Annotated in this window: 26 protein-coding genes; 8 read left to right on the forward strand and 18 right to left on the reverse strand. The window is 43.4% G+C overall.

Annotated features, from left to right (window positions below):
* Window positions 1–325 precede the first annotated feature (325 nt).
* Together EWV60_RS16715 and EWV60_RS16720 are read left to right on the forward strand one after the other, a co-directional pair.
* Window positions 326–592 (forward strand): hypothetical protein, encoded by a 267-nt coding sequence (locus EWV60_RS16715; RefSeq protein ID WP_016514695.1) that lies wholly within the window; start codon window positions 326–328, stop codon window positions 590–592.
* A 43-nt stretch (window positions 593–635) separates the two neighbouring features.
* A complete protein-coding gene (locus tag EWV60_RS16720; RefSeq protein ID WP_002761322.1) occupies window positions 636–845 on the forward strand; it encodes a hypothetical protein in 210 nt (69 codons plus the stop codon).
* 261 nt (window positions 846–1106) lie between these two features.
* On the opposite strand, the gene EWV60_RS16725 is transcribed toward EWV60_RS16720, so the two are convergent.
* From EWV60_RS16725 to gpmI, 5 genes are all read right to left on the reverse strand, one after another.
* On the reverse strand, window positions 1107–1823 hold the full coding sequence (locus EWV60_RS16725; protein WP_069473771.1) for a peptidase: 717 nt from the start codon (window positions 1821–1823) through the stop codon (window positions 1107–1109).
* On the reverse strand, window positions 1824–2057 hold the full coding sequence (secG, locus tag EWV60_RS16730) for a preprotein translocase subunit SecG (protein WP_002736485.1): 234 nt from the start codon (window positions 2055–2057) through the stop codon (window positions 1824–1826). It abuts the gene before it with no gap.
* A 272-nt stretch (window positions 2058–2329) separates the two neighbouring features.
* A complete protein-coding gene (locus EWV60_RS16735) occupies window positions 2330–2617 on the reverse strand; it encodes a type II toxin-antitoxin system RelE/ParE family toxin (protein ID WP_002737927.1) in 288 nt (95 codons plus the stop codon).
* Window positions 2601–2858 (reverse strand): hypothetical protein, encoded by a 258-nt coding sequence (locus tag EWV60_RS16740; RefSeq protein ID WP_002736285.1) that lies wholly within the window; start codon window positions 2856–2858, stop codon window positions 2601–2603. The genes EWV60_RS16735 and EWV60_RS16740 overlap by 17 nt, the downstream gene beginning before the upstream one ends.
* 29 nt (window positions 2859–2887) lie before the next feature.
* Window positions 2888–4486 carry a 2,3-bisphosphoglycerate-independent phosphoglycerate mutase gene (gene gpmI, locus EWV60_RS16745; protein ID WP_287233515.1) on the reverse strand — a complete coding sequence of 533 codons (1599 nt, stop codon included), beginning with the start codon at window positions 4484–4486 and terminating at the stop codon, window positions 2888–2890.
* A gap of 106 nt (window positions 4487–4592) precedes the next feature.
* Between gpmI and EWV60_RS16750 the strand changes: the two genes are divergently transcribed.
* Complete coding sequence (locus tag EWV60_RS16750) at window positions 4593–5570, forward strand: phosphate ABC transporter substrate-binding protein (RefSeq protein WP_287233517.1); 978 nt, start codon at window positions 4593–4595, stop codon at window positions 5568–5570.
* Between the two features lie 67 nt (window positions 5571–5637).
* Here EWV60_RS16750 and EWV60_RS16755 read toward each other — a convergent pair whose 3' ends face one another.
* Window positions 5638–6429, reverse strand: coding sequence for a hypothetical protein (locus tag EWV60_RS16755; RefSeq protein WP_287233519.1), 792 nt, complete (start codon window positions 6427–6429; stop codon window positions 5638–5640).
* A gap of 86 nt (window positions 6430–6515) precedes the next feature.
* On the opposite strand from EWV60_RS16755, the gene EWV60_RS16760 reads away from it, so the two are divergent.
* Both EWV60_RS16760 and EWV60_RS16765 read left to right on the forward strand, forming a co-directional pair.
* Window positions 6516–7037, forward strand: a complete 522-nt coding sequence (locus tag EWV60_RS16760; protein ID WP_287233521.1) for a hypothetical protein — start codon at window positions 6516–6518, stop codon at window positions 7035–7037.
* A 36-nt stretch (window positions 7038–7073) separates the two neighbouring features.
* Window positions 7074–8573 carry a caspase family protein gene (locus EWV60_RS16765; RefSeq protein ID WP_287233522.1) on the forward strand — a complete coding sequence of 500 codons (1500 nt, stop codon included), beginning with the start codon at window positions 7074–7076 and terminating at the stop codon, window positions 8571–8573.
* A gap of 34 nt (window positions 8574–8607) precedes the next feature.
* On the opposite strand, the gene EWV60_RS16770 is transcribed toward EWV60_RS16765, so the two are convergent.
* Window positions 8608–9111 carry a pentapeptide repeat-containing protein gene (locus tag EWV60_RS16770; RefSeq protein ID WP_287233524.1) on the reverse strand — a complete coding sequence of 168 codons (504 nt, stop codon included), beginning with the start codon at window positions 9109–9111 and terminating at the stop codon, window positions 8608–8610.
* Window positions 9112–9455: 344 nt separating this feature from the next.
* Between EWV60_RS16770 and EWV60_RS16775 the strand changes: the two genes are divergently transcribed.
* Window positions 9456–9578, forward strand: a complete 123-nt coding sequence (locus EWV60_RS16775) for a hypothetical protein (protein WP_255520686.1) — start codon at window positions 9456–9458, stop codon at window positions 9576–9578.
* Window positions 9579–9650: 72 nt separating this feature from the next.
* On the forward strand, window positions 9651–9899 hold the full coding sequence (locus tag EWV60_RS16780) for a hypothetical protein (RefSeq protein WP_002745417.1): 249 nt from the start codon (window positions 9651–9653) through the stop codon (window positions 9897–9899).
* A gap of 473 nt (window positions 9900–10372) precedes the next feature.
* Here EWV60_RS16780 and EWV60_RS16785 read toward each other — a convergent pair whose 3' ends face one another.
* The 11 genes from EWV60_RS16785 to EWV60_RS16830 all read right to left on the reverse strand — a co-directional run bounded on the left by EWV60_RS16785 (window position 10373) and on the right by EWV60_RS16830 (window position 17429).
* Window positions 10373–10621, reverse strand: coding sequence for a type II toxin-antitoxin system HicB family antitoxin (locus EWV60_RS16785; protein ID WP_008196811.1), 249 nt, complete (start codon window positions 10619–10621; stop codon window positions 10373–10375).
* A 16-nt stretch (window positions 10622–10637) separates the two neighbouring features.
* The gene (locus EWV60_RS23445) at window positions 10638–10727 is read right to left on the reverse strand and encodes a hypothetical protein (RefSeq protein WP_502705829.1); all 90 of its coding nucleotides are present in this window, start codon (window positions 10725–10727) and stop codon (window positions 10638–10640) included.
* 23 nt (window positions 10728–10750) lie between these two features.
* Window positions 10751–11095 carry a HepT-like ribonuclease domain-containing protein gene (locus EWV60_RS16790; protein WP_002774226.1) on the reverse strand — a complete coding sequence of 115 codons (345 nt, stop codon included), beginning with the start codon at window positions 11093–11095 and terminating at the stop codon, window positions 10751–10753.
* Complete coding sequence (locus EWV60_RS16795; protein WP_002736777.1) at window positions 11082–11471, reverse strand: nucleotidyltransferase family protein; 390 nt, start codon at window positions 11469–11471, stop codon at window positions 11082–11084. The genes EWV60_RS16790 and EWV60_RS16795 overlap by 14 nt, the downstream gene beginning before the upstream one ends.
* A gap of 378 nt (window positions 11472–11849) precedes the next feature.
* A complete protein-coding gene (locus EWV60_RS16800; protein WP_287233529.1) occupies window positions 11850–13601 on the reverse strand; it encodes an SUMF1/EgtB/PvdO family nonheme iron enzyme in 1752 nt (583 codons plus the stop codon).
* Between the two features lie 473 nt (window positions 13602–14074).
* Complete coding sequence (locus EWV60_RS16805) at window positions 14075–14308, reverse strand: FitA-like ribbon-helix-helix domain-containing protein (RefSeq protein WP_287233530.1); 234 nt, start codon at window positions 14306–14308, stop codon at window positions 14075–14077.
* 113 nt (window positions 14309–14421) lie between these two features.
* The gene (locus EWV60_RS16810; protein WP_081417880.1) at window positions 14422–14631 is read right to left on the reverse strand and encodes a BrnA antitoxin family protein; all 210 of its coding nucleotides are present in this window, start codon (window positions 14629–14631) and stop codon (window positions 14422–14424) included.
* 115 nt (window positions 14632–14746) lie between these two features.
* Window positions 14747–15505 carry a PP2C family serine/threonine-protein phosphatase gene (locus EWV60_RS16815; protein WP_190381223.1) on the reverse strand — a complete coding sequence of 253 codons (759 nt, stop codon included), beginning with the start codon at window positions 15503–15505 and terminating at the stop codon, window positions 14747–14749.
* A 13-nt stretch (window positions 15506–15518) separates the two neighbouring features.
* A complete protein-coding gene (locus EWV60_RS16820; protein ID WP_287233533.1) occupies window positions 15519–16175 on the reverse strand; it encodes a vWA domain-containing protein in 657 nt (218 codons plus the stop codon).
* Window positions 16176–16297: 122 nt separating this feature from the next.
* On the reverse strand, window positions 16298–16639 hold the full coding sequence (locus EWV60_RS16825) for a thioredoxin family protein (protein WP_016514592.1): 342 nt from the start codon (window positions 16637–16639) through the stop codon (window positions 16298–16300).
* Between the two features lie 88 nt (window positions 16640–16727).
* The gene (locus EWV60_RS16830; protein WP_081330782.1) at window positions 16728–17429 is read right to left on the reverse strand and encodes an NnrU family protein; all 702 of its coding nucleotides are present in this window, start codon (window positions 17427–17429) and stop codon (window positions 16728–16730) included.
* 186 nt (window positions 17430–17615) lie between these two features.
* Here EWV60_RS16830 and EWV60_RS16835 point away from each other — a divergent pair, with 186 nt between their 5' ends.
* Window positions 17616–17909, forward strand: coding sequence for a (2Fe-2S) ferredoxin domain-containing protein (locus EWV60_RS16835; RefSeq protein WP_002753074.1), 294 nt, complete (start codon window positions 17616–17618; stop codon window positions 17907–17909).
* Window positions 17910–18192: the final 283 nt, after the last annotated feature.

The raw sequence follows: 18192 nt of genomic DNA on the forward strand, positions 1-18192 counted from the left end.
AATCGATCGGAGGGCGCAAGCTTTGCGCCCCTACAGTAACGGATTTTGTCCACAATGTAGGGGCGAACTGCGTTCGCCCAAAAGGTACATTATCAAAGCGCAAGTCCATAAGGGGGGTGCTGATCCCCCCTGCTACCTTGATAAGGGGGGTGTCGATCCCCCCTGCTACCTTGATAAGGGACTTGCGTGGGAATAATATCCCAATCGATCGGAGGGCGCAAGCTTTGCGCCCCTACAGTAACGGATTTTGTCCACAATGTAGGGGCGAACTGCTTGATAAGGGGGGTGTTTGACAACTTTTAACACCTACTTACTTATACTTATAATGAATCAACCTAACGAAATTCAAAGGCAGCAACATCAGAGATTTACAGAGATTTTTAATCAGGGAAAACAGCGTTATATTCAAGCTGTCGGCAATAGCAAAAGCTATCTTTCCAGTGTCAAAGGAAAAGATTATTTATCAGACGAAGAAAGAGAAGAAGCGAAACAATTACTCAAACAAATATTTCAAACCCCAACAATCCAACTTAATCAGCGTGATTCAGACATGGCTAGAGGAAATAGAGGTGTAGATGAACTAAAAAGTTAGTCAATAGTGGGTAAAATGTTTGTGTATAGGACATTTTTTCCCCATGACTAAACCCTTAGACTCCCTGAAACAGCCCAATCCCTCGGAAAAAACAGCCCCTAGAGATGATTGGTTAGATAGCGAACTATCTCGTTTAGAAGATTATGAACCTTACGATTGGGGAGAAATAGATCCCTTAATGTTAGGCAAACCCGTACAATATGTTTCTAGTATTGGCTTAGTTGTCGAGGGTGGCAAAGATTGGGGTTGCTGATTTGCAATAGGAATCTTCTTGTGTGGGGTTTTTAAAACCTAGAGCTAAACTAACTTTTGGATAGGATGCACAGTTGGCATTCATAGCTTGAGTCAGCAACACCCCTCCCCAGCAACCCAAGTTAATCAGTGCGATTAAAACATGGCTAGAGGAAATAGAGGTTTAAGCGATGGTTAATCTTCTGGATCTTAGTCAGTTATACTAAGTATATCCATAACTTATACTTTTTAATAGCAGAACCGACTGAAGAGCAATATTTACCTATTCAGGTATTAGATACCCTAGCTGATCCATCTGCCAACCTAACTTAGTTGGCTGCTGATAAACCTTTTTTAAAGTGTTAATATCCCGGCTAGAAATCGGGGCAATATCTCTAGTTTGAGCGAAATACATTACATCCGTCTCTAGGGGACTATGACCCCAAATTCCCAAAGCGTGACCTAATTCGTGCCGCGCTGCCGCTAAGGCCGACCGATCGGCTAAATTAGGACTAATCTGGATACTCATCCGATGAGTTAGGCGATTTTCCTTGACAAAAATCTCGTATTGTGTTATGGCAGAACGCACCCGGGGCAGTTCTAACTTACCCGTTTCGGCATTAAAACGGACTCCCGACGGCGGTAACTCTCGTTTAATGAGGATATCGGCCAATTCTGCCCGATTTACCAACTCGATCGGCAAATACTGCCCCCATTCAGCGATCGCCTGTTGTACCAAACTCAGCCAAGAACTGCGATCGCTGTGAACATAAATCTTCACGGGAAATTGCGACCAAATCAACGCCCCCACGGGACTGATTTCCACAGCATCAAAATAATCCCCGGACTGGTTTTGCTCTTGCCATTGGGCTAAATTAGCGGGTAAAGGATGGGTTTTTAACTCTGGTAGCGATCGACTGTCGGCAATCAAAGAATAGGAAAACAGCAAAAGACTCGCCAAGGCTGCGAGTCCTAGAAAAGAGAACCGACCTCTTAGCATTTAGCGATTTAACCAGCCAGCGCTCAGTACAATAGTTAGGGTGATAAATACCGTCCCCAACGCCCAAGTCACCTGATTTAAGGTTTTTTCCGCCGTTTTTGCGCTGGTAAAAATCTGTGATTGACCGCCAATACCGCCAATACCATCCCCTTTGGGACTGTGTAATAACACCAAAATCGCCAGAAAGGCCGCCGCCAGCGCCCAAATAATCTGTACTACCAGCACCACTGTCATGATTATTACTCTCTATTTTCCATTACAAAGTATAGCAGTTATCAAGCCGTCAGCTTTGAATTAGTTATCAACTAGGGTCCTCTTCATCCTCTATATCCTCAAGTGTTAGTGGTGCTTGGGCGCTATGGCGAACATATAAGTAGGTAGGCGTTAAAAGTTGTCAGACACCCCCCTTATCAAGGGGGGATTAAGGGGGGATCCCCCCGCCTATCGGCACCCCCCTTATCAAGGGGGGCAGGGGGGATCGAACCTAAAATCCATTTTTAATTTAATTATAACCAGCTACTTAACACATAAACCGTACTATCTCTAATTGTAAAAAGCACTCGATAGACATTTTTGCCTTTCCCATAAAAAAGTTGTCGGACTTCTTTGGGTAGAAAAATCGTCTGTTCGAGCGCTAAAGCACAACGAGTTGGTTTCTCTTGCAGAGTCGCAATAGCATTCATTAATCCTCGAAACCAACGGTCAGCAAACTCAGCATTATAACCTCGATACCAGCGATAGGCTTTTTCGATCTGTGCCGTGGCAGTTGGGGTAATTTCAACCTGAAATACCATATTTTTCGGCCATTTCTTGGGCAAAATCGGCAAGAGGACGGGTTTTACCGGAATTTATCTCCTCGAAACCTTGCTGAATCCCCTCAATGCTCTCTAAATACTCCATCAGTTGTCTGAGCTTACTAGGATCGATTTGATCGAGAAAAGTCACCAGCACTTGTGAGCGATCGCTAATATCATTGGGTAACTCGGTTAGGTGTATTTGTCCATCTCGATAAACACCTTCGATGGTTTTCAGCATAAAATTCCCCTTTCTTGACTTTTTACTCGTTAAAGCGAGATGCGGACGGGAGTGCGACTGGCTTTAATTTCCACTTCGGCTGGTTTAATCAGCGATCGCCCGGTCATTTCTACTGGGACGGGAATAGAGAGAATTTCCAGGATAGTGGGGGCAATATCGGCTAAACGACCATCATCCCGCAACTGCACATCGCCACCGTGGCCGGGTATTTTTCTTCCTTCCCCTTCAATTAAAATTAAAGGAACGGGATTAGTCGTGTGGGCCGTCCAAGGATTACCCGACTCATCCACCATCGTTTCGGCGTTACCGTGGTCGGCAGTGATTAACACTGTTCCCCCCAATTTATTGATGCTACTTAACAACTTAGCCAAGCATAGATCCACCGTTTCCACTGCTTTCATGGCCGCGTCTAAAATGCCCGTATGACCCACCATATCGGGGTTAGCGTAATTGACTACCACCAGACTATAGATCCCCTGTTCGATCGCCCCACAGACCGCTGCTGTCACCGCGGCTGCCGACATGGCCGGAGCTTGGTCATAGGTGGCGACTTTTGGACTAGGAATTAATTCGCGCACTTCTCCCTCAAAGGGTTTTTCTAACCCCCCATTAAAAAAGTAGGTGACGTGGGGATATTTTTCGGTTTCCGCACAACGAAACTGTTTTAATCCCTGTTGAGCGATCACCTGTCCTAAAATATTATTTAAATTCTGGGGAGCAAAGGCCACATCTACCGGTAATTTCGGATCGTATTGGGTGAAAGTGACAAAACTAAGCGGAGAAATTAAATCTCGATCGAAATCTTCAAAATCGGGCATAGTCAGGGCATAACATAACTGTCTAGCTCGATCGGGACGGAAATTATAGAATATCACCCCATCGCCCGCTTCGATCGCCCCCGGGGCAATTCTGGTGGGGGGAATAAATTCATCGGTAATATTTTGATCATAAAATGCCTGTAATACTTCTGTGATCGGTCGCCCGTCGATACCTTGATCACTGGTCATCACGTTATAGGCTTTTTCCACCCGATCCCAACGGCGATCCCGATCCATGGCATAATAACGGCCACTGAGAGTCACCATGCGACCGAGTTTGATTTTATTAATATGTTCTTGAATCCGTTTAATAGCGAGCATTCCGTCGGTGACATTAGTATCGCGACCATCGGTGATGACATGAATGCAGACATCGCTAATCCCTTGCACTTTCGCTAAGTCTAATAATCCCAGTAAGTGATCGAGATGGGAATGGACTCCTCCCTCGGAACATAAACCAATCAGGTGTAATTTGCTTTTTTTAGGGCGAATCTCGGCGCAGAGTTTTAATAAAGCCTGATTTTGTTGAATCGAACCATCTTCGATCGCATCGGAAATCCGTACTAACTCCTGTGGTACAACTCGCCCCGCTCCGATATTGAGGTGGCCAACTTCCGAGTTACCCATCTGTCCTTCCGGTAGTCCCACATCCTTAGCGGAGGTGCGGATTAAGGTGTGGGTATAAACTTCCCAGAGACTATCCATAATCGGGGTTTTCGCCATTGCGATCGCATTATCCGACCTTTGCGGGCGATAACCCCAACCATCAAGGATAACCAGTACGACTGGGGATATAGGTGCGTGGGTCATGATATACAGTCCTAAATCAAGAGTGGATTTCCATGCACTAAGATAATATCATCGAAACTTCCATTGATCACCGGTGTCCAGGCGATCGACCCCCTAATGTCAGCAAATGATGGGTATGTCTCAAAAAAACGAAACAACTGCTTTAATAATCGCTCTTTTAGCCACTGCGGGCATTTTAGGTGGGGGTTACTTTTGGCTACAAAGTCAATGTGCCGCAGGTCAAGAATTTTTTCTCTGTGGCAGCAGCAAAAGTCCGCAAAAATCGCCGGTATCGGAAAGTGCCTCCTCTCCCCTACCCCCTCCCCCCTCACCCCAGGAAGTGGTTAGTTTTGCCCCACCGACTTCTATCCCCAGTGGCACGACAATTCGCATTAACGGCTCCACCAGTATGGTACAGATTAATCAAGCCTTAAAAGCCGCTTTAACAGCCAAATTTCAGGGGGTAGAGGTATTGACAAATGCTCAAGGATCTGATAGGGGATTAGAGGAAGTAGCCCGGGGGGCGATCGATATTGCGGCGGTGTCACGACCTTTAACCGAGTCAGAACGCTCTCAGGGATTGGCTTCTAGTCCGATCGTTCGAGATGCGATCGCTGTTGTAGTGGGAGTAAAAAATCCCTTTGCGGGGGGGTTAACCACTGCCCAAGTTAAAGATATTTTTACCGGAAAAATCACCTCTTGGTCCGAGGTGGGAGGTTCTGCTGCTACTATTCAAGTGATTAATCGTCCTCCCATTAGTGGCACTTATCAAAGTTTTCGTCAGGAAGTGCTGCAAGGGGGGGAATTTGGTAGGGGAACTAATTTTAAAATGATGGATAGGGATGCCACCACCCCAATTTTGCGAGTTTTAGGACTGAATGGCATTAGTTACGCAACCTATAGCCAAATTGCCGACCAAAAAACCGTCAGAGCGCTCGCTATTGAGGGAATTTCAGCCAGTGAACCTAATTATCCCTGGCAGCGTACCCTTTACTACGTTTACAAAGAACCTGCTAGTGAAGCAGTCAAAGCTTTTATGGGTTTTGTGGCCTCTAGTGATGGTCAAGAAGCGATTTTTCGGGCCAATGAAGATCTACAAAAGTAGTCAGCGAGAATATCTGAAAATCTGGGAAATTTTACGCCTTGCATGACTAGGGTGAGCATTGCCTATTTTACTGTGGAGACGGGGAAGCATTGAGAATGGTTAGCTGAACACCATTATCTTTTTCATAAACGATCGCCACGGGAATGGTCAACCTGGAATCTTTTTTCGGTAAGGCGGGGAAAATATAGGCATAACCGTCTCCTTTGAGGAGAAGTCGCCAAACTCTGGGTTTGTTGGGGTCGCTGAGGTCGGTGAGTTCTTCACCAAGGAGGCGATCGTAGGCTTTGCGATCGCCGATGATCCGCAAGTCAGTCGGGTTATCGAGGGGGTTATCGAGTTTGCGTCCTAAAGGGGCATTTTTAGACATCAGAAGGGTGACGACGGGCAGTGAAGAGGTTTCGTTGACGGCATCTTTCCAAGCATCCGCTTGGGCTTGCCAACGGGCCAGCCAAAAGAGGGCTGTGAGGATAAAGAGGACGATAATTAGCTCATTCAGCAGAGAGGCGAAAAAGTTAAGAATCTTTGTCTGGGCTTCATTGAAAGTAAAGGGCAATCTTCGTAGGTATTTACTGCCCCATTTTTGACCCCAGTGCAGGGTGACGAGAATAGCGAAGACTGTCACACCCAAAACGAGAATGGTTCTCAGGAAGGCGAGGGGTTCCCCGAAAAAGGTTTGAAAGGCGGCAAGATAAAAGGATTCGCCGGGTAGGTTAAGGGTGGTGACTTTGAGTTGAAAGAAGCTGAAGTAAGTCCAGCGATAAGTCCATCCAGTAAAGTACAGGCCGGCGGCTAACAATGCCAGCACGCCGAGGAGTTTGCCGAGGGGATTGTATTCGGTGGTAGTCTGGGGTTCAGCCATGACAAACAGCCTAGTTGTGAGCGGAGAAAAGAGGTGTTAGGATTCTATCATCTCTTAATTTATCTGGATATTGAGGGGTTAATCCGGTGAAGAAGACTATTTTGCAGGGGAGTGTTCTGGCTTTACTATTGCTGGGTGTGGCGAATGAGGGGCATTGGGCGGGATGGCAGGGTTCCGCGCGGAGTCAGGGGACGGTGTTGGAGGTGGCGGTGCCGGATAAGGCGACGGTGACGAGGAAACAGGGGGCTTCTCTGACGGGGCAATTAACGGCTTTTAATCAAACAAGTTTGACGCTTTCGGCCGGGGGTTATTCGGAAAAGGTTCCGTTGACACAAGTTAAGGCGATCGCTTTTGAGGGTGATGTCTGGAGTACAGGAAAGCCTCTGCCGATTAGGTTCCGAGGAAGTAAAAAAATATTGCCAGATTTCCCCCTTCAAGCATTGAAGCTAGGAAATCCTCCCAGACAAGCGACGATCGCTCTAGCAACCATGAGTCCTCAAGGGCGAGAACGATTGTTAGAAGACACCCAGAATAAACCCCACGGAGTGAAAAAGATTCTCTTGAATTCGTCAACAAAAATGACGATTCACATAGGAGAAATTGAGTAAGTTGTTATTGAGTTTAAAAATCGCTGAGTTTGTTCTATGTTGCCTCTGAAACCGATTTTTTTCTCTGTTGCTACTGGTTTAACCGTCATTGCTTTTGCGGGATTTGCCGCTAATACTACCCCTAAAACCGTTGTTTTGGCGAAGGATGCGAGTTTCAGTTTGCCATCTCCACAAGGGCAATTGAAGGGGATTAATACTCGGTTAATCGCTCAAAAACAACCCAGAGTAGCTTTGGTGATTGGCAATGCGAACTATGAGGAAGGCGCATTATCTAATCCTGTCAATGATGCGACGGATATGGCGAAGGCGTTACGGGAGTTGGATTTTGAGGTGACGTTGTTGCAAAATCAGGATTTGCGATCGATGGAGACAGCGATCAACGATTTCAGCCGACAATTGCGTAAGGGTGGCGTGGGTGTCTTTTATTATGCGGGACATGGGGTACAGGTAGAAGGAGAAAATTATTTAATTCCCCTCAAGGCACAACTCCTGAATGAGAAAGATGCCCGTTATGAGGCGGTTGCTTTGGGTAAGGTGCTGAATGCAATGGAAGAAGCTAGAAATCAGGTCAATATTATTATTATTGATGCTTGTCGGGATAATCCCTTTTATCGGCGGTGGCGATCGAGCCGTCGGAGTAGCAATGTTCGGGGATTGACGGCTGTTTCTCCTGCTACTGGCATTATTATTGCCTACGCGACGAGGGAAGGAAATACGGCGGCAGATGGGGTAGGACAGCGCAATTCTCCCTTTACTTCGGCATTACTGGAAAATATCAAGAAACCTAACATCGATGTGCAGTTGATGTTTCGGCGGGTCAGCACATCAGTTAAGGAAAAAACAAACGCAGCCCAACAGCCTTGGACGGAAGGGGATTTAGAAGGGGGTGAGTTTTATCTCAATCCACAGCAATCCGTCGCGGTATCGCCTTCTCCGTTCAGTCCTCCCCCTATTACGCCATCGCCCGTGGTTACGCCACAACCAACACCACCTACCCAACCACGATCGACCCTCATCTCCTCAACCACTGGCGTGGACTACGCACCCCTACGACAACTCCTACAACAAAAGAAATGGAAAGAAGCAGACGACATAACTTTTAAGTTAATGTTAGCGTCAGCCAAGTATCAAAATCCAGATTGGAAAAATAGGGACTGGTTGGATGAAAAGGATATTAATAGTTTTGCTTGTGAGGACTTAAAATTTATTGATCGGCTTTGGTCTGAGTACAGTAATAATCAATTAGGACTGTCGGCACAATTAAAGTTTTGGAATGATGCTAAAAATAATTCAACAACTATCATTGAAGCTTATCGTCAATTTGCTCAATGGGTTCAATGGATACTACCATCTAGTACCAGTTCTGGTAGTAGCTATATATCGAGTGATGATATTAAATATGCCAATCCACCTCAAGGACATCTTCCGGTACAAATAACTTATCCTTTAGGAGAGGGTTGGTCAGATGGAGGAAGCAATACGAATCGGCACTTGCTATATTCACGCTTTGCAGATTGTCGAAAGAAAGGTAATTAATATCAAGAATTGCTTAGATGTTTTTAGATGTTGTTTAACATCTTATTCCTGTACTTCCATCGGGTGCAATGGCATCGCCGCAACCTCGAGTACCATTCAAAATTACACCACTCATATCAGCCCCAGTAAAGTTGGCTCCATATATAGAGGCATTAGCTAAACTCGCTCCCGTCAAATTAGCATCCATAAATTTTACACGACCCAAATCAGCACTATTTAGCTTGGCATTCTTGAGGTTAGCCCCAATGAGGTTAGCAGAACGTAGGTTAGCACCTGTTAAAATTGCCCCTTCCAAATCAGCTTGTAGTAAATTACTTTCGCTTAAATTGGCACTTCTTAAATTAGCACCTTTCAAGTTGGCATTCTTTAAGTTCAACTTGCTTAAATCTGCCCCACTGAGATCGCAACCCGGACATTGTTTTGTCTTTTTTAGTTTTGCTACATGATCGGGGTTTTCTGCATAAATAGGGGTGGTTAACCCAATAAAGCTAAAGATAATGGCAACAGTTAAGGTTTTGAGCCTGATTTCCGCTAACATTTTGTCCACGATTGAAGATGAATAGTCCTTATCTTAGCTTTATCCTGTAAAAATGTCAAAACATTAAAGGGTATTCCACTGGGGGCATCCCACTATCACACTTTTTTAGTGCGTGTTTATATTCAAGAGTTTGGACAGTCCTGTGTCAGTGAATTGTAGCGTATAAGGCGTGTCGCAGTTTTTTCAAACTCCGATCCTACATCGTTTCCACACGAGGTTATCAGGGGTTCCGCGATTCGATACCTGTCACCGTCACCCCAGGAGGGTAAATGCCATTTTCCCCTACATAATCTATGGTTTATAATTACGATAGATATTAACCAGCGCAAGTTAGGAGTAAATACTTGTCAAAAAAGAAATTTCGTAAATCTGTTGAAAGCATTCGTTATCAAATTCTGATCCATCATCAAAAAATTGCCAATGAGGAACAAAAAGAATCCCCCGATGAAAACTTAATTAATTACTAGAAAAGAGAAATTAAAGGTTTAGAAAAAAGTTTATCTAGAGCAGAAAAGCGATTAAACAGAGGAAAATAAGCAATGATTTCAAACACTGAAAAACCCTTGAAAGTCAACTCTACCTTGGCCACTCTATTATCTGAATTAGGTGAAGAATGCGAGGCGGTTTTATTCTTACTAAGTCAGCTTAAATTACCAAGCCTAACTGATGACCAAAAAGGGGATATTTTGGCAGAATTAATAGGCTCAATTACTCACTTGCACGTTCATACCGAAAATTTACCTGATTTAATTGGGGATGAAATTTTAGCTTTGCCAGATGATCAATAATGTTATGATGATTCTTTGTTCTCTGGTTCAGTAGTAGTAGGTTGGATTGAGGCACGAAACCCAACACAAAGCCTATAATTGTTGGGTTTCACTCTGTTCAACCCAACCTACATAACTTATCAAATCAAACAAATTCGTAATCTAATTTTAAAATATAAATTAGGAGGGAAAGATGAAAATTCGCTATGAATTAATTATTTAGGGGTTGCTGAATAATGGTAAAAACCTTTTAAAATAAGGCTTTTGACCTGTTAAAATCCGATGTTCATGCTGCGAAAATAGGATTGGGACCTTCAAAAACCTGGCATTATCTTTCGTGCAGTACACAAACTGGTACAAAAAAGCAGGGCAACAAAGCCTGAAACTCCTGCCTCGCAGCCTCGGAGCCTTCTGCCTGACCCCACCCTAGGCCTTTTTCAGCAAACCCTAAATAATTGGGTTGGGTTTCGTTCCTCAAACCAGCCTACTTATTGCTAAATTTGTTGGTGTAATTTCGGGTGTGGCTGTGACAGAAAACTATCAGAAAAAGGTTTTTCTGGCTTTTCCCCGCGCTCGGCACAAAAAGCTAGGTAATCTTCCACTGAATCAGCAAAAGCCTGCTGCAATTCCGCCACACTCTCTCCCTGAAAAGTGATAACATCTCGGACGTTGGCCACCTCACCGTAAAAGATACCCGCCTCGTCATCAAAAAAAACTACTGCTTCGTAACCTTTACAATTCATTCTAAGTGATAATTGTTTACTGTTCACTGCTAAAGGGTAATTCCGAGAAATCTATCTCACCTATTTGATCGATTCCCCAGAAAGGATAGCAGTCATAATCTGCCATTAACTTAATTTTTTAAATTATTATCATTGGGGCAATGGTGGTAATAGAGACTGCAATTGTTCTAGCAAAGGAGAAAGTCTTACTGTAATAATATTCCAGACAATTTCTGGTTGAACCTGATCGTACTGATGGCTAATAATATTTCTGAGTCCAATAATTCCCCTCCAATCAATTTTGGTGTGTTTTTGTTGAAAAGTCTCAGGAATTCTACGGGCTGCTTCTCCTAAAATTTCTAATTGTCTTTCCACAGCACTTTGTAACAAAAGACTCTTGGAATATTCTTCCAAAGAAACATCTTGAATAAATTCTTGGATATTAGTAATAGCTTCGACCATATCCCAAAGATAGCCAGCCTCACGACTGTTCATGACGATAAATTAGCTGATGAGTTTTTAAAATTTCGTAACGACGATAGGGGTTTTTCAGTCCCTCTTGATTAACCAAGTCAACTTTGCGTCCGAATATCTCCTCTAATTCTTCTTTCATCTGAACAATATCAAACAAATCCCAGCCATGATTGGGAGCAAACTTATAAAGAACATCAATATCACTATCAACTCGAAAGTCTTCCCTTAATACTGAACCAAATAAAGACATTTCAAGAATTTTCCAATGTTGACAAAAATTAGTAATTTTGCTTAAGATAACTTGAGCTTGTTTTTTGTTAAAACCAGAATTTAACAAGATTTTTTCGGCCTTGTTGGTGGTTATTTTAACAACCTTCGCTGTAATAGCTTGTTTCATTGGTGAGCAAAATCCCCCAAATTATCCTTGACAAAACACTTGAGATCCTTAAGGTTACAGTAACCCGCCATGTAAAGTCGGCTGGTAGGCTACACCAACATTAACACACCCTAGGAGATCGGCGCTCACTTTTTCGTCCGTAGTCTGATCGTAGGTTAGGCCAAACGATAGTGAAACCCAACATTTTTAAATCATTGGGTTGGATTGAGGAACGAAACCCAACCCACGGCTTTTTAACAACCGATAACTGTTTCATTTTTCATTGTCCTTAACAAAATTTAACACTACCTCAATTTTTTCAAAAAAATCGACCCGCCTAAGGGCGGGAAAAAGAGAAAAAGAGAAAAAGGGTAAAAAAGGGTAAAAAGAGAATAAGGGTTACAGAGTCCTCCCAGCACCGCACACCACCCGAAAACCGCTGTCGCCGTAGTCGTAGTCGGGGTTGACCCTGTAGCGGTTGGCAGAACGACAGACATAAGGGAAGCTGAACCAAGAACCGCCCCGCAGACACTTAGGAAACTGAGAACGATTATCATTATTGACAAGCCACGCCGATCCATCCTTTGGCGCTCCGATATAGTTATTGTGCCAATCGTCTTCGCACCAGTCCCAAACATTGCCACTCATGTCATAGAGTCCCCAAGCATTGGGCTTTTTCTGGCCCACAGGATGAGTTTTATCCTGAGAATTTCCTTTATACCAAGCGTAATCTCCTAACTGATTAGCATCATCACCGAAATAATAGCGAGTGGTTGTCCCCGCACGACAAGCATATTCCCATTCCGCTTCCGTCGGTAGGCGATAGGTTTTTCCTGTTATTTGACTCAATTTCTGACAAAAGGCTTGAGCATCGTTCCAACTAACCTTTTCTACTGGATTTTGGGGATTATTTTTAAACCAAGAGGGATTGTTTCCCATTACTGCTTGATATTGTGCCTGAGTGACTGGATATTTCCCAATCGCAAAACTGTTGACTTGAACTTGGTGTTGAGGCTTTTCATTATCCCTGTCAGGAGATCCCATGAAAAATTGACCTGCTGGTAAGCTCACCATCTCCAGTGTTATTCCCTTGGGTAGGTTTTCGGTGAAGGGTGTCACAGTAGCGATACTGTTCCCCGGAAAAATATCAAAATTTAAATCACTAAATCGCTCACACCAATAACACTTTCCGTAACTGCGGTTGTAGTAATGATTATCAACTTTGCCACAGCGTATAACCTCTTTTAGTGCAGCTTCCAAAGTACCGCGCCATTCCTCAGCCGTCGGTCGTCTGTCGGGGAATTTATGTCCCTCATTGAAACAGCGCAAAAATAAGGCGTGTAAGTCGCGATGTAAAATATTTAATGGGATTGTTGTATTACTAGGTACAACCAATTTATCACCAGAAAAAGGCCATAGTCCCCGTCGAATTAGTTCCGACTGTTCCAGGGAATCCCCTGCTCCTTGCCACAATCCCCGAAACGGCGGCCCGCTAAATAGTAGATAATAAATAACAACTCCTAATCGAAAGCGATCATGCACTTCTGTTTGATCTACATCTGCTAGATTCACTCCGATTAATTCCGCTGGCGTAAATCCTTCTGAGCCAACTAAACAGCGATATATTTTACTACTATAGGGATCTGATACTTGAAATGAATCTGTGTCAATAATCGTAGGCAACGCCCGATTATTCACTAAGATATTTTCTAGCTTGATGTCTCCCAAAACATAACCTTTAAGGTGAATTGCTTGGATAATAGCGGCTATATTCCGCGCTACTACATGAAGAAAATACCAATTAGTTTCTAACTTGTATTGTTTTCTCAATTTGGGGGTACAAAGCTTTAATAATGTTTCTGAACCCACCACTTCTGGCATTAAAAAACCAACGACTTTTCCCTGGTTATCTTCCAAGATAGAATAGGGCCAAGCGAAGGAAATATGGTTAAGATGAGCATTAGGATCCCCAGGCCGATTTCTCACCATTAACTGTAATTTATCAACCCTTTCATTATGGGGATTGTGGTAGATTTTCGCTAAGTACCCATTAAAGTTAGTGTGCCATACTTTCGCTTCGCCACTGTTCGCCAGTTCTTGCGTCAGTGTAATCCAGCGATTCTGTAGTTGACAGCGATAAGTTAAAGACATCAAAAAATCTCCGAGTATTTGTGCTGTTCAGAAAAATTTATCTAGTCGTTTCTAATAAGTTAGATATAAGTAGCTGGTTATAATTAAATTAAAAATGGATTTTGCCTTTAATCCCCCCTTGATCCCCCCTTGATAAGGGAGGTGCCGATCCCCCCTGCCCCCCTTGATAAGGGGGGTGCCGATCCCCCCTGCCCCCCTTGATAAGGGGGGTGCCGATAGGCGGGGGGATCCCCCCTGCCCCCCTTGATAAGGGGGGTGCCTGACAACTTTTAACACCTACCTACTTATTATAAGTGTGAGCATCTTGCTCACTTACTAATAATATTAAGTAGCTGGTTATAATTAAATTAAAAATGGATTTTGCCTTTAATCCCCCCTTGATCCCCCCTTGATAAGGTAGGGTTGATTCATGAATCAACCCTACCCTTGATAACGGGGGTGTCTGATAATTTTTAACGCCTACCTACTTAGTATCAATCAAATACTGGTTTGGCTGTGTCATCTTGAACGCGATCGAAGTCTGAATCGTTGCCAACGCTGGGAATCTGGCGTAGCACCTCTGCTAGGGATTTTCGTTGCGGTTGCAGCAAGGCTTTTTCTAAGATTTGGCGGTGTTCGGCTTCGGCACTGATCCCGTGTTGGCTGGCTCGCTTTTTGAGAGCTTTGACGATGGCTTCATCGATATTGCGGACGATTAAATCTGCCATAGACGACCTCCGTTTTATACAGATTACTCGAATTCACTTTAGCCCAATTTTCGCCAGAGTTGAGCGCTGAAGCGCAACAACAAACCTTGTAATCAAATCAGGTTCGTTGTTTTTTACTGCTGCTGCTGTTCCATCACTTCCCGCAAGATGTAGTTAATTTGTGTCTCATATCCTTTTCCTTGGGCTTTTAACCATTCTAATATATCTTGATCTAGTTGGATGGTTAATTGCTGCTTTGATGTCGAAAAAGATACTGTTTCTTGGGTAAAGAATTCATCACCTAACGGCGGAATATCAGAATAATCGATATTCTCATCCGTCATCGCATCAATTCTCTTCAAGTCGCTTTTGATAGATTTTTTGCTCACGATTGTTTTACCTAGGAACGCTATGATCCAGAAACTGGGTTTGTCAAACAAACCCGGTTTCTTAAACCCCTCAGTTTCTTAAACAAAAAGCTAGGAGTAAGGTTTTATCATCGGTTGTTAACTTATTTAAATCCTCCCGCTCTAAAAATTCTTTGAGATCTTCCTGCAATGGCGTTTCTGTCTGTTGTAAATATTCCTCTAATGGCTGAAAAAAAGGCGGAAAAGGCTGCCAATTTTTATAATCGATCGATACCTTTTCCACTCCATCTGTCGCCACACAAATAAAGGCAACTGGCTCGGTTAAAACTTTTATTTGCATATCCTCCAAAGCATTACTAGAAATAACAAAAGTGGTTTCATTGATGTATTCCCCCTTGTCAGGCTGCAACAATAACTGATAATTTCCACCCAGAGGTTTGAAGACAATAAAACCATCTCCTATCTGCATCGCCGCTAACCGTTTTGAAGTAACCAAAACAACCAGTAAAGTTGTCGCTAGATCATTAATGTCTAACTGTTCTTTTTCGGTTTCTTCTTGGAGAATTTGCTGAACATAAGCCAACAGTCGCCGGAATATTTCCTCTAATTCTGCTTCAGTTTCAGTTGCCGCAAATGCTGTTTTTTTGAGATTTTCCTCTAAAAATTGCAGCGCTGCTTTAACTGTTATTTTCGCCCCCAAATCCGAATGTTTGGCACTACCGGCCCCATCGGCCACGGCTCCAATCAAAACATCCTGACCCAATAATTTATAAGCACCATAATCTTGACAGGGTAATCCCCCTTGCACATGAAAACTACCGATTACCGATTGACACAACGTTCTCCACATAATTAACTGTCCTCTAGGTGGTAATTTGTCCCCAATTCACTGGTGGTAAATCGATCGCTTCTCCAATTTTACCACCAGAAACTCGTTTCATTGAGTTACTTAACCACTGAAATAAATCCCGAAAATCTAACCCATTGAGTAACACGGGGGGATTATTAGAAATCTGTTTGAGCTTCTCCATATCAGCACCCTGAACACCTACAGAAAAAAATAAAACCCGATTTTCTGCTTCTCCTTGTTTTACCCGTTGCGCCGCCAGATTCCATTGATCCGTAGGCGCACCATCAGTAATTAAAAATATCCAGGGACGATAATATTGGATACCATAACTTTTATAAATCGCCTTACGATCTTCGATTAAATCTAAAGCCAATTCAATCGCTTCTCCCATGGGGGTTAAGTCTCCTGCGGTTAAAGTCGGTGGCGTAAATTGGTCAATCCCGACAAAATCTTGCACGGTTTTAACCCCTCCATTACCAAAGGTGACAATGGCGGTTTCTACACTCAACGTCGCTTGCATATCCCGCATCACGTCCTCCTGAAAGGTTTTGATGCCATCATTGAGAGCCTTAATCGGTTCCCCTTGCATTGAACCAGAGGTATCTAGTAGTAGTACCACAGGACAGCGATTTTCCTGATTTTCGACAAATTCAGCCACACCAATCGGCATTTTTTGCAAGCCTCCTAATTTTTTGAACTGGGGGAACTATGGGAGTTGTAGCAATTGGGATTATCTACTTTTTGTCCCATTATATTATCTCTGCCAGTCCCATCAGAAAAGATATCTTTCCCTTAAGCTGAACGCGGGATTTGATTTTTGACTATTAGTCGCAGGGTTTGTTGCAATTCCTCGCGACTGTGAATTTCCTCCAGACGGTGAACCGGAACACCTCGATCGAAGAGAATTAAAGTAGGCAGACTACGCAGACGAAAACTATTAGCTAATTTAAAATTATTATCGGCATTGACACCGACTAATTGAATCGCATCTTGACACTCATTTTGCCAAGAAAAGAGGGTGGGTTGGATTAAACGACATAAACCACACCAAGGTGCCCAAAAATACACGAGAACCGGACGAGAAGACTCTAAAACTAGCTTAGGGAAGCTCTTTTCGTTGACAGATAGTATCATGTCTAAACGTATTTTATGAAAACTTTATTTTGATATAGAAGCCATTCTACACCAATCGGGATCAACAGGAAAGGAGTTGGGAGCAAAATCACCAATAAATTTTACTTGTTGCTTGCATTAGCCAAGGATGCGCCCACCAGAGGAGTAAAATAAACCCTGTTACTCCTAGATAGGCAGGACGAAGGAATTCTTGCCATTTCAGGCTTTGCCGACCATCGATAATCGCTAAAAAGGGGACCACTGAGGTGCGTTCTTTGATCTTTAAAAATGCCTCTCCGTAACGGTCTTCTAACCGGCGATCGCCATGCCAGACGGCAAAAAGATGATGAGCAATTAAACCTAGGGAAGTTAATAGGGTAAAGCTTGTCCCTAACCAGAGGGTGTGAGCAATACACCAGATCACCTGTCCTACCATCTGGGGATGACGGGTAACGCGCAGAATGCCGGTTTCGTAGAGATGAACCTGGGGTTTTTGGATAGCGGCAATCTCCAGCAGGTTAAAGGTGGCAGGATAGAGAAAGAAAAAAGAAATGGCCGAAAGTATCCAAACTAGGGTTTTAACTCCGGTTACTCCCTGTACTTGCCAGAGAAGCAAACCATCATAACGATGATTGAAGAAATAAACTACTAAAATTACTGCTAGAGGAATACTCACAAGGGCAAATAATACCCGATACAGTCGCGCACCGATGATGGCTTCTCCCCGCATTCGTAAACTGGCTAATCCGCTATGGGCGACAGCAAAACCCAGTAATAAACCTAACATGATCCAATGACTAGCGAATGCCACTTTTACCCTCTTGATTGACTAAATTTTTCTCCCAATTCTATTTTAAAGATTGATGGTTAATTTTCAGCCCCTTTTTTTTGTGTTGCCAGTATTGGGGATTCGGGGCAAAATAAAACTATGCTTCCCCAAAGCGACTCCCAAGAATATAACCGGGGAACTATCCAATTTTGCAACTTTTTAGGTAATATGTCTTATCCCCAAAAGCGATTTGTGATGGTCTGTCAGCATTCTTCCTGTTTGGTGCAGGGTGCGTCCGAGCTTCTTTTAGCATGGCAAACGGCAGCTCTCCCAGAAGATGTCATCGTTATGACCAGTGGTTGTCAAGGACAGTGTAGCACTAGCCCCACGGTGAGGATTATTCCCGAAGAAACTTGGTACTGTCGTGTTAAACCAGAGGATGTCAATCAGATTGTCGAGGAACATTTAAAAAACGGTCAACCGGTCGAGCGTTTACTCCATCCACGCATTCACGCTCAATAGCAGTAAACTCGGTAATCAATTTTTAGGTTATGCTTCGCAATAGTCTTTTGCTCCTAGGTTAACCCCTGTGAGTTCCTGTGATTTCAATCCAGAGACTTAATTCTCGGATAATACATTTGTTTTAAGTAGGTAGGCGTTAAAAATTATCAGACACCCCCCTTATCAAGCTATCCATTAGTCAGATCTTTCTTAACAAAAAGAGAAGAAACTTAAAAAAAGGGGAAACGATTGATAGGTATAGTTTTGAAAGAAGGAATTAAGGTGGAGGTAAGCAAAAAAATGG

It is taken from the genome of Microcystis sp. Msp_OC_L_20101000_S702, from assembly GCF_007095705.1.
Lineage (GTDB): Bacteria > Cyanobacteriota > Cyanobacteriia > Cyanobacteriales > Microcystaceae > Microcystis > Microcystis ichthyoblabe_A.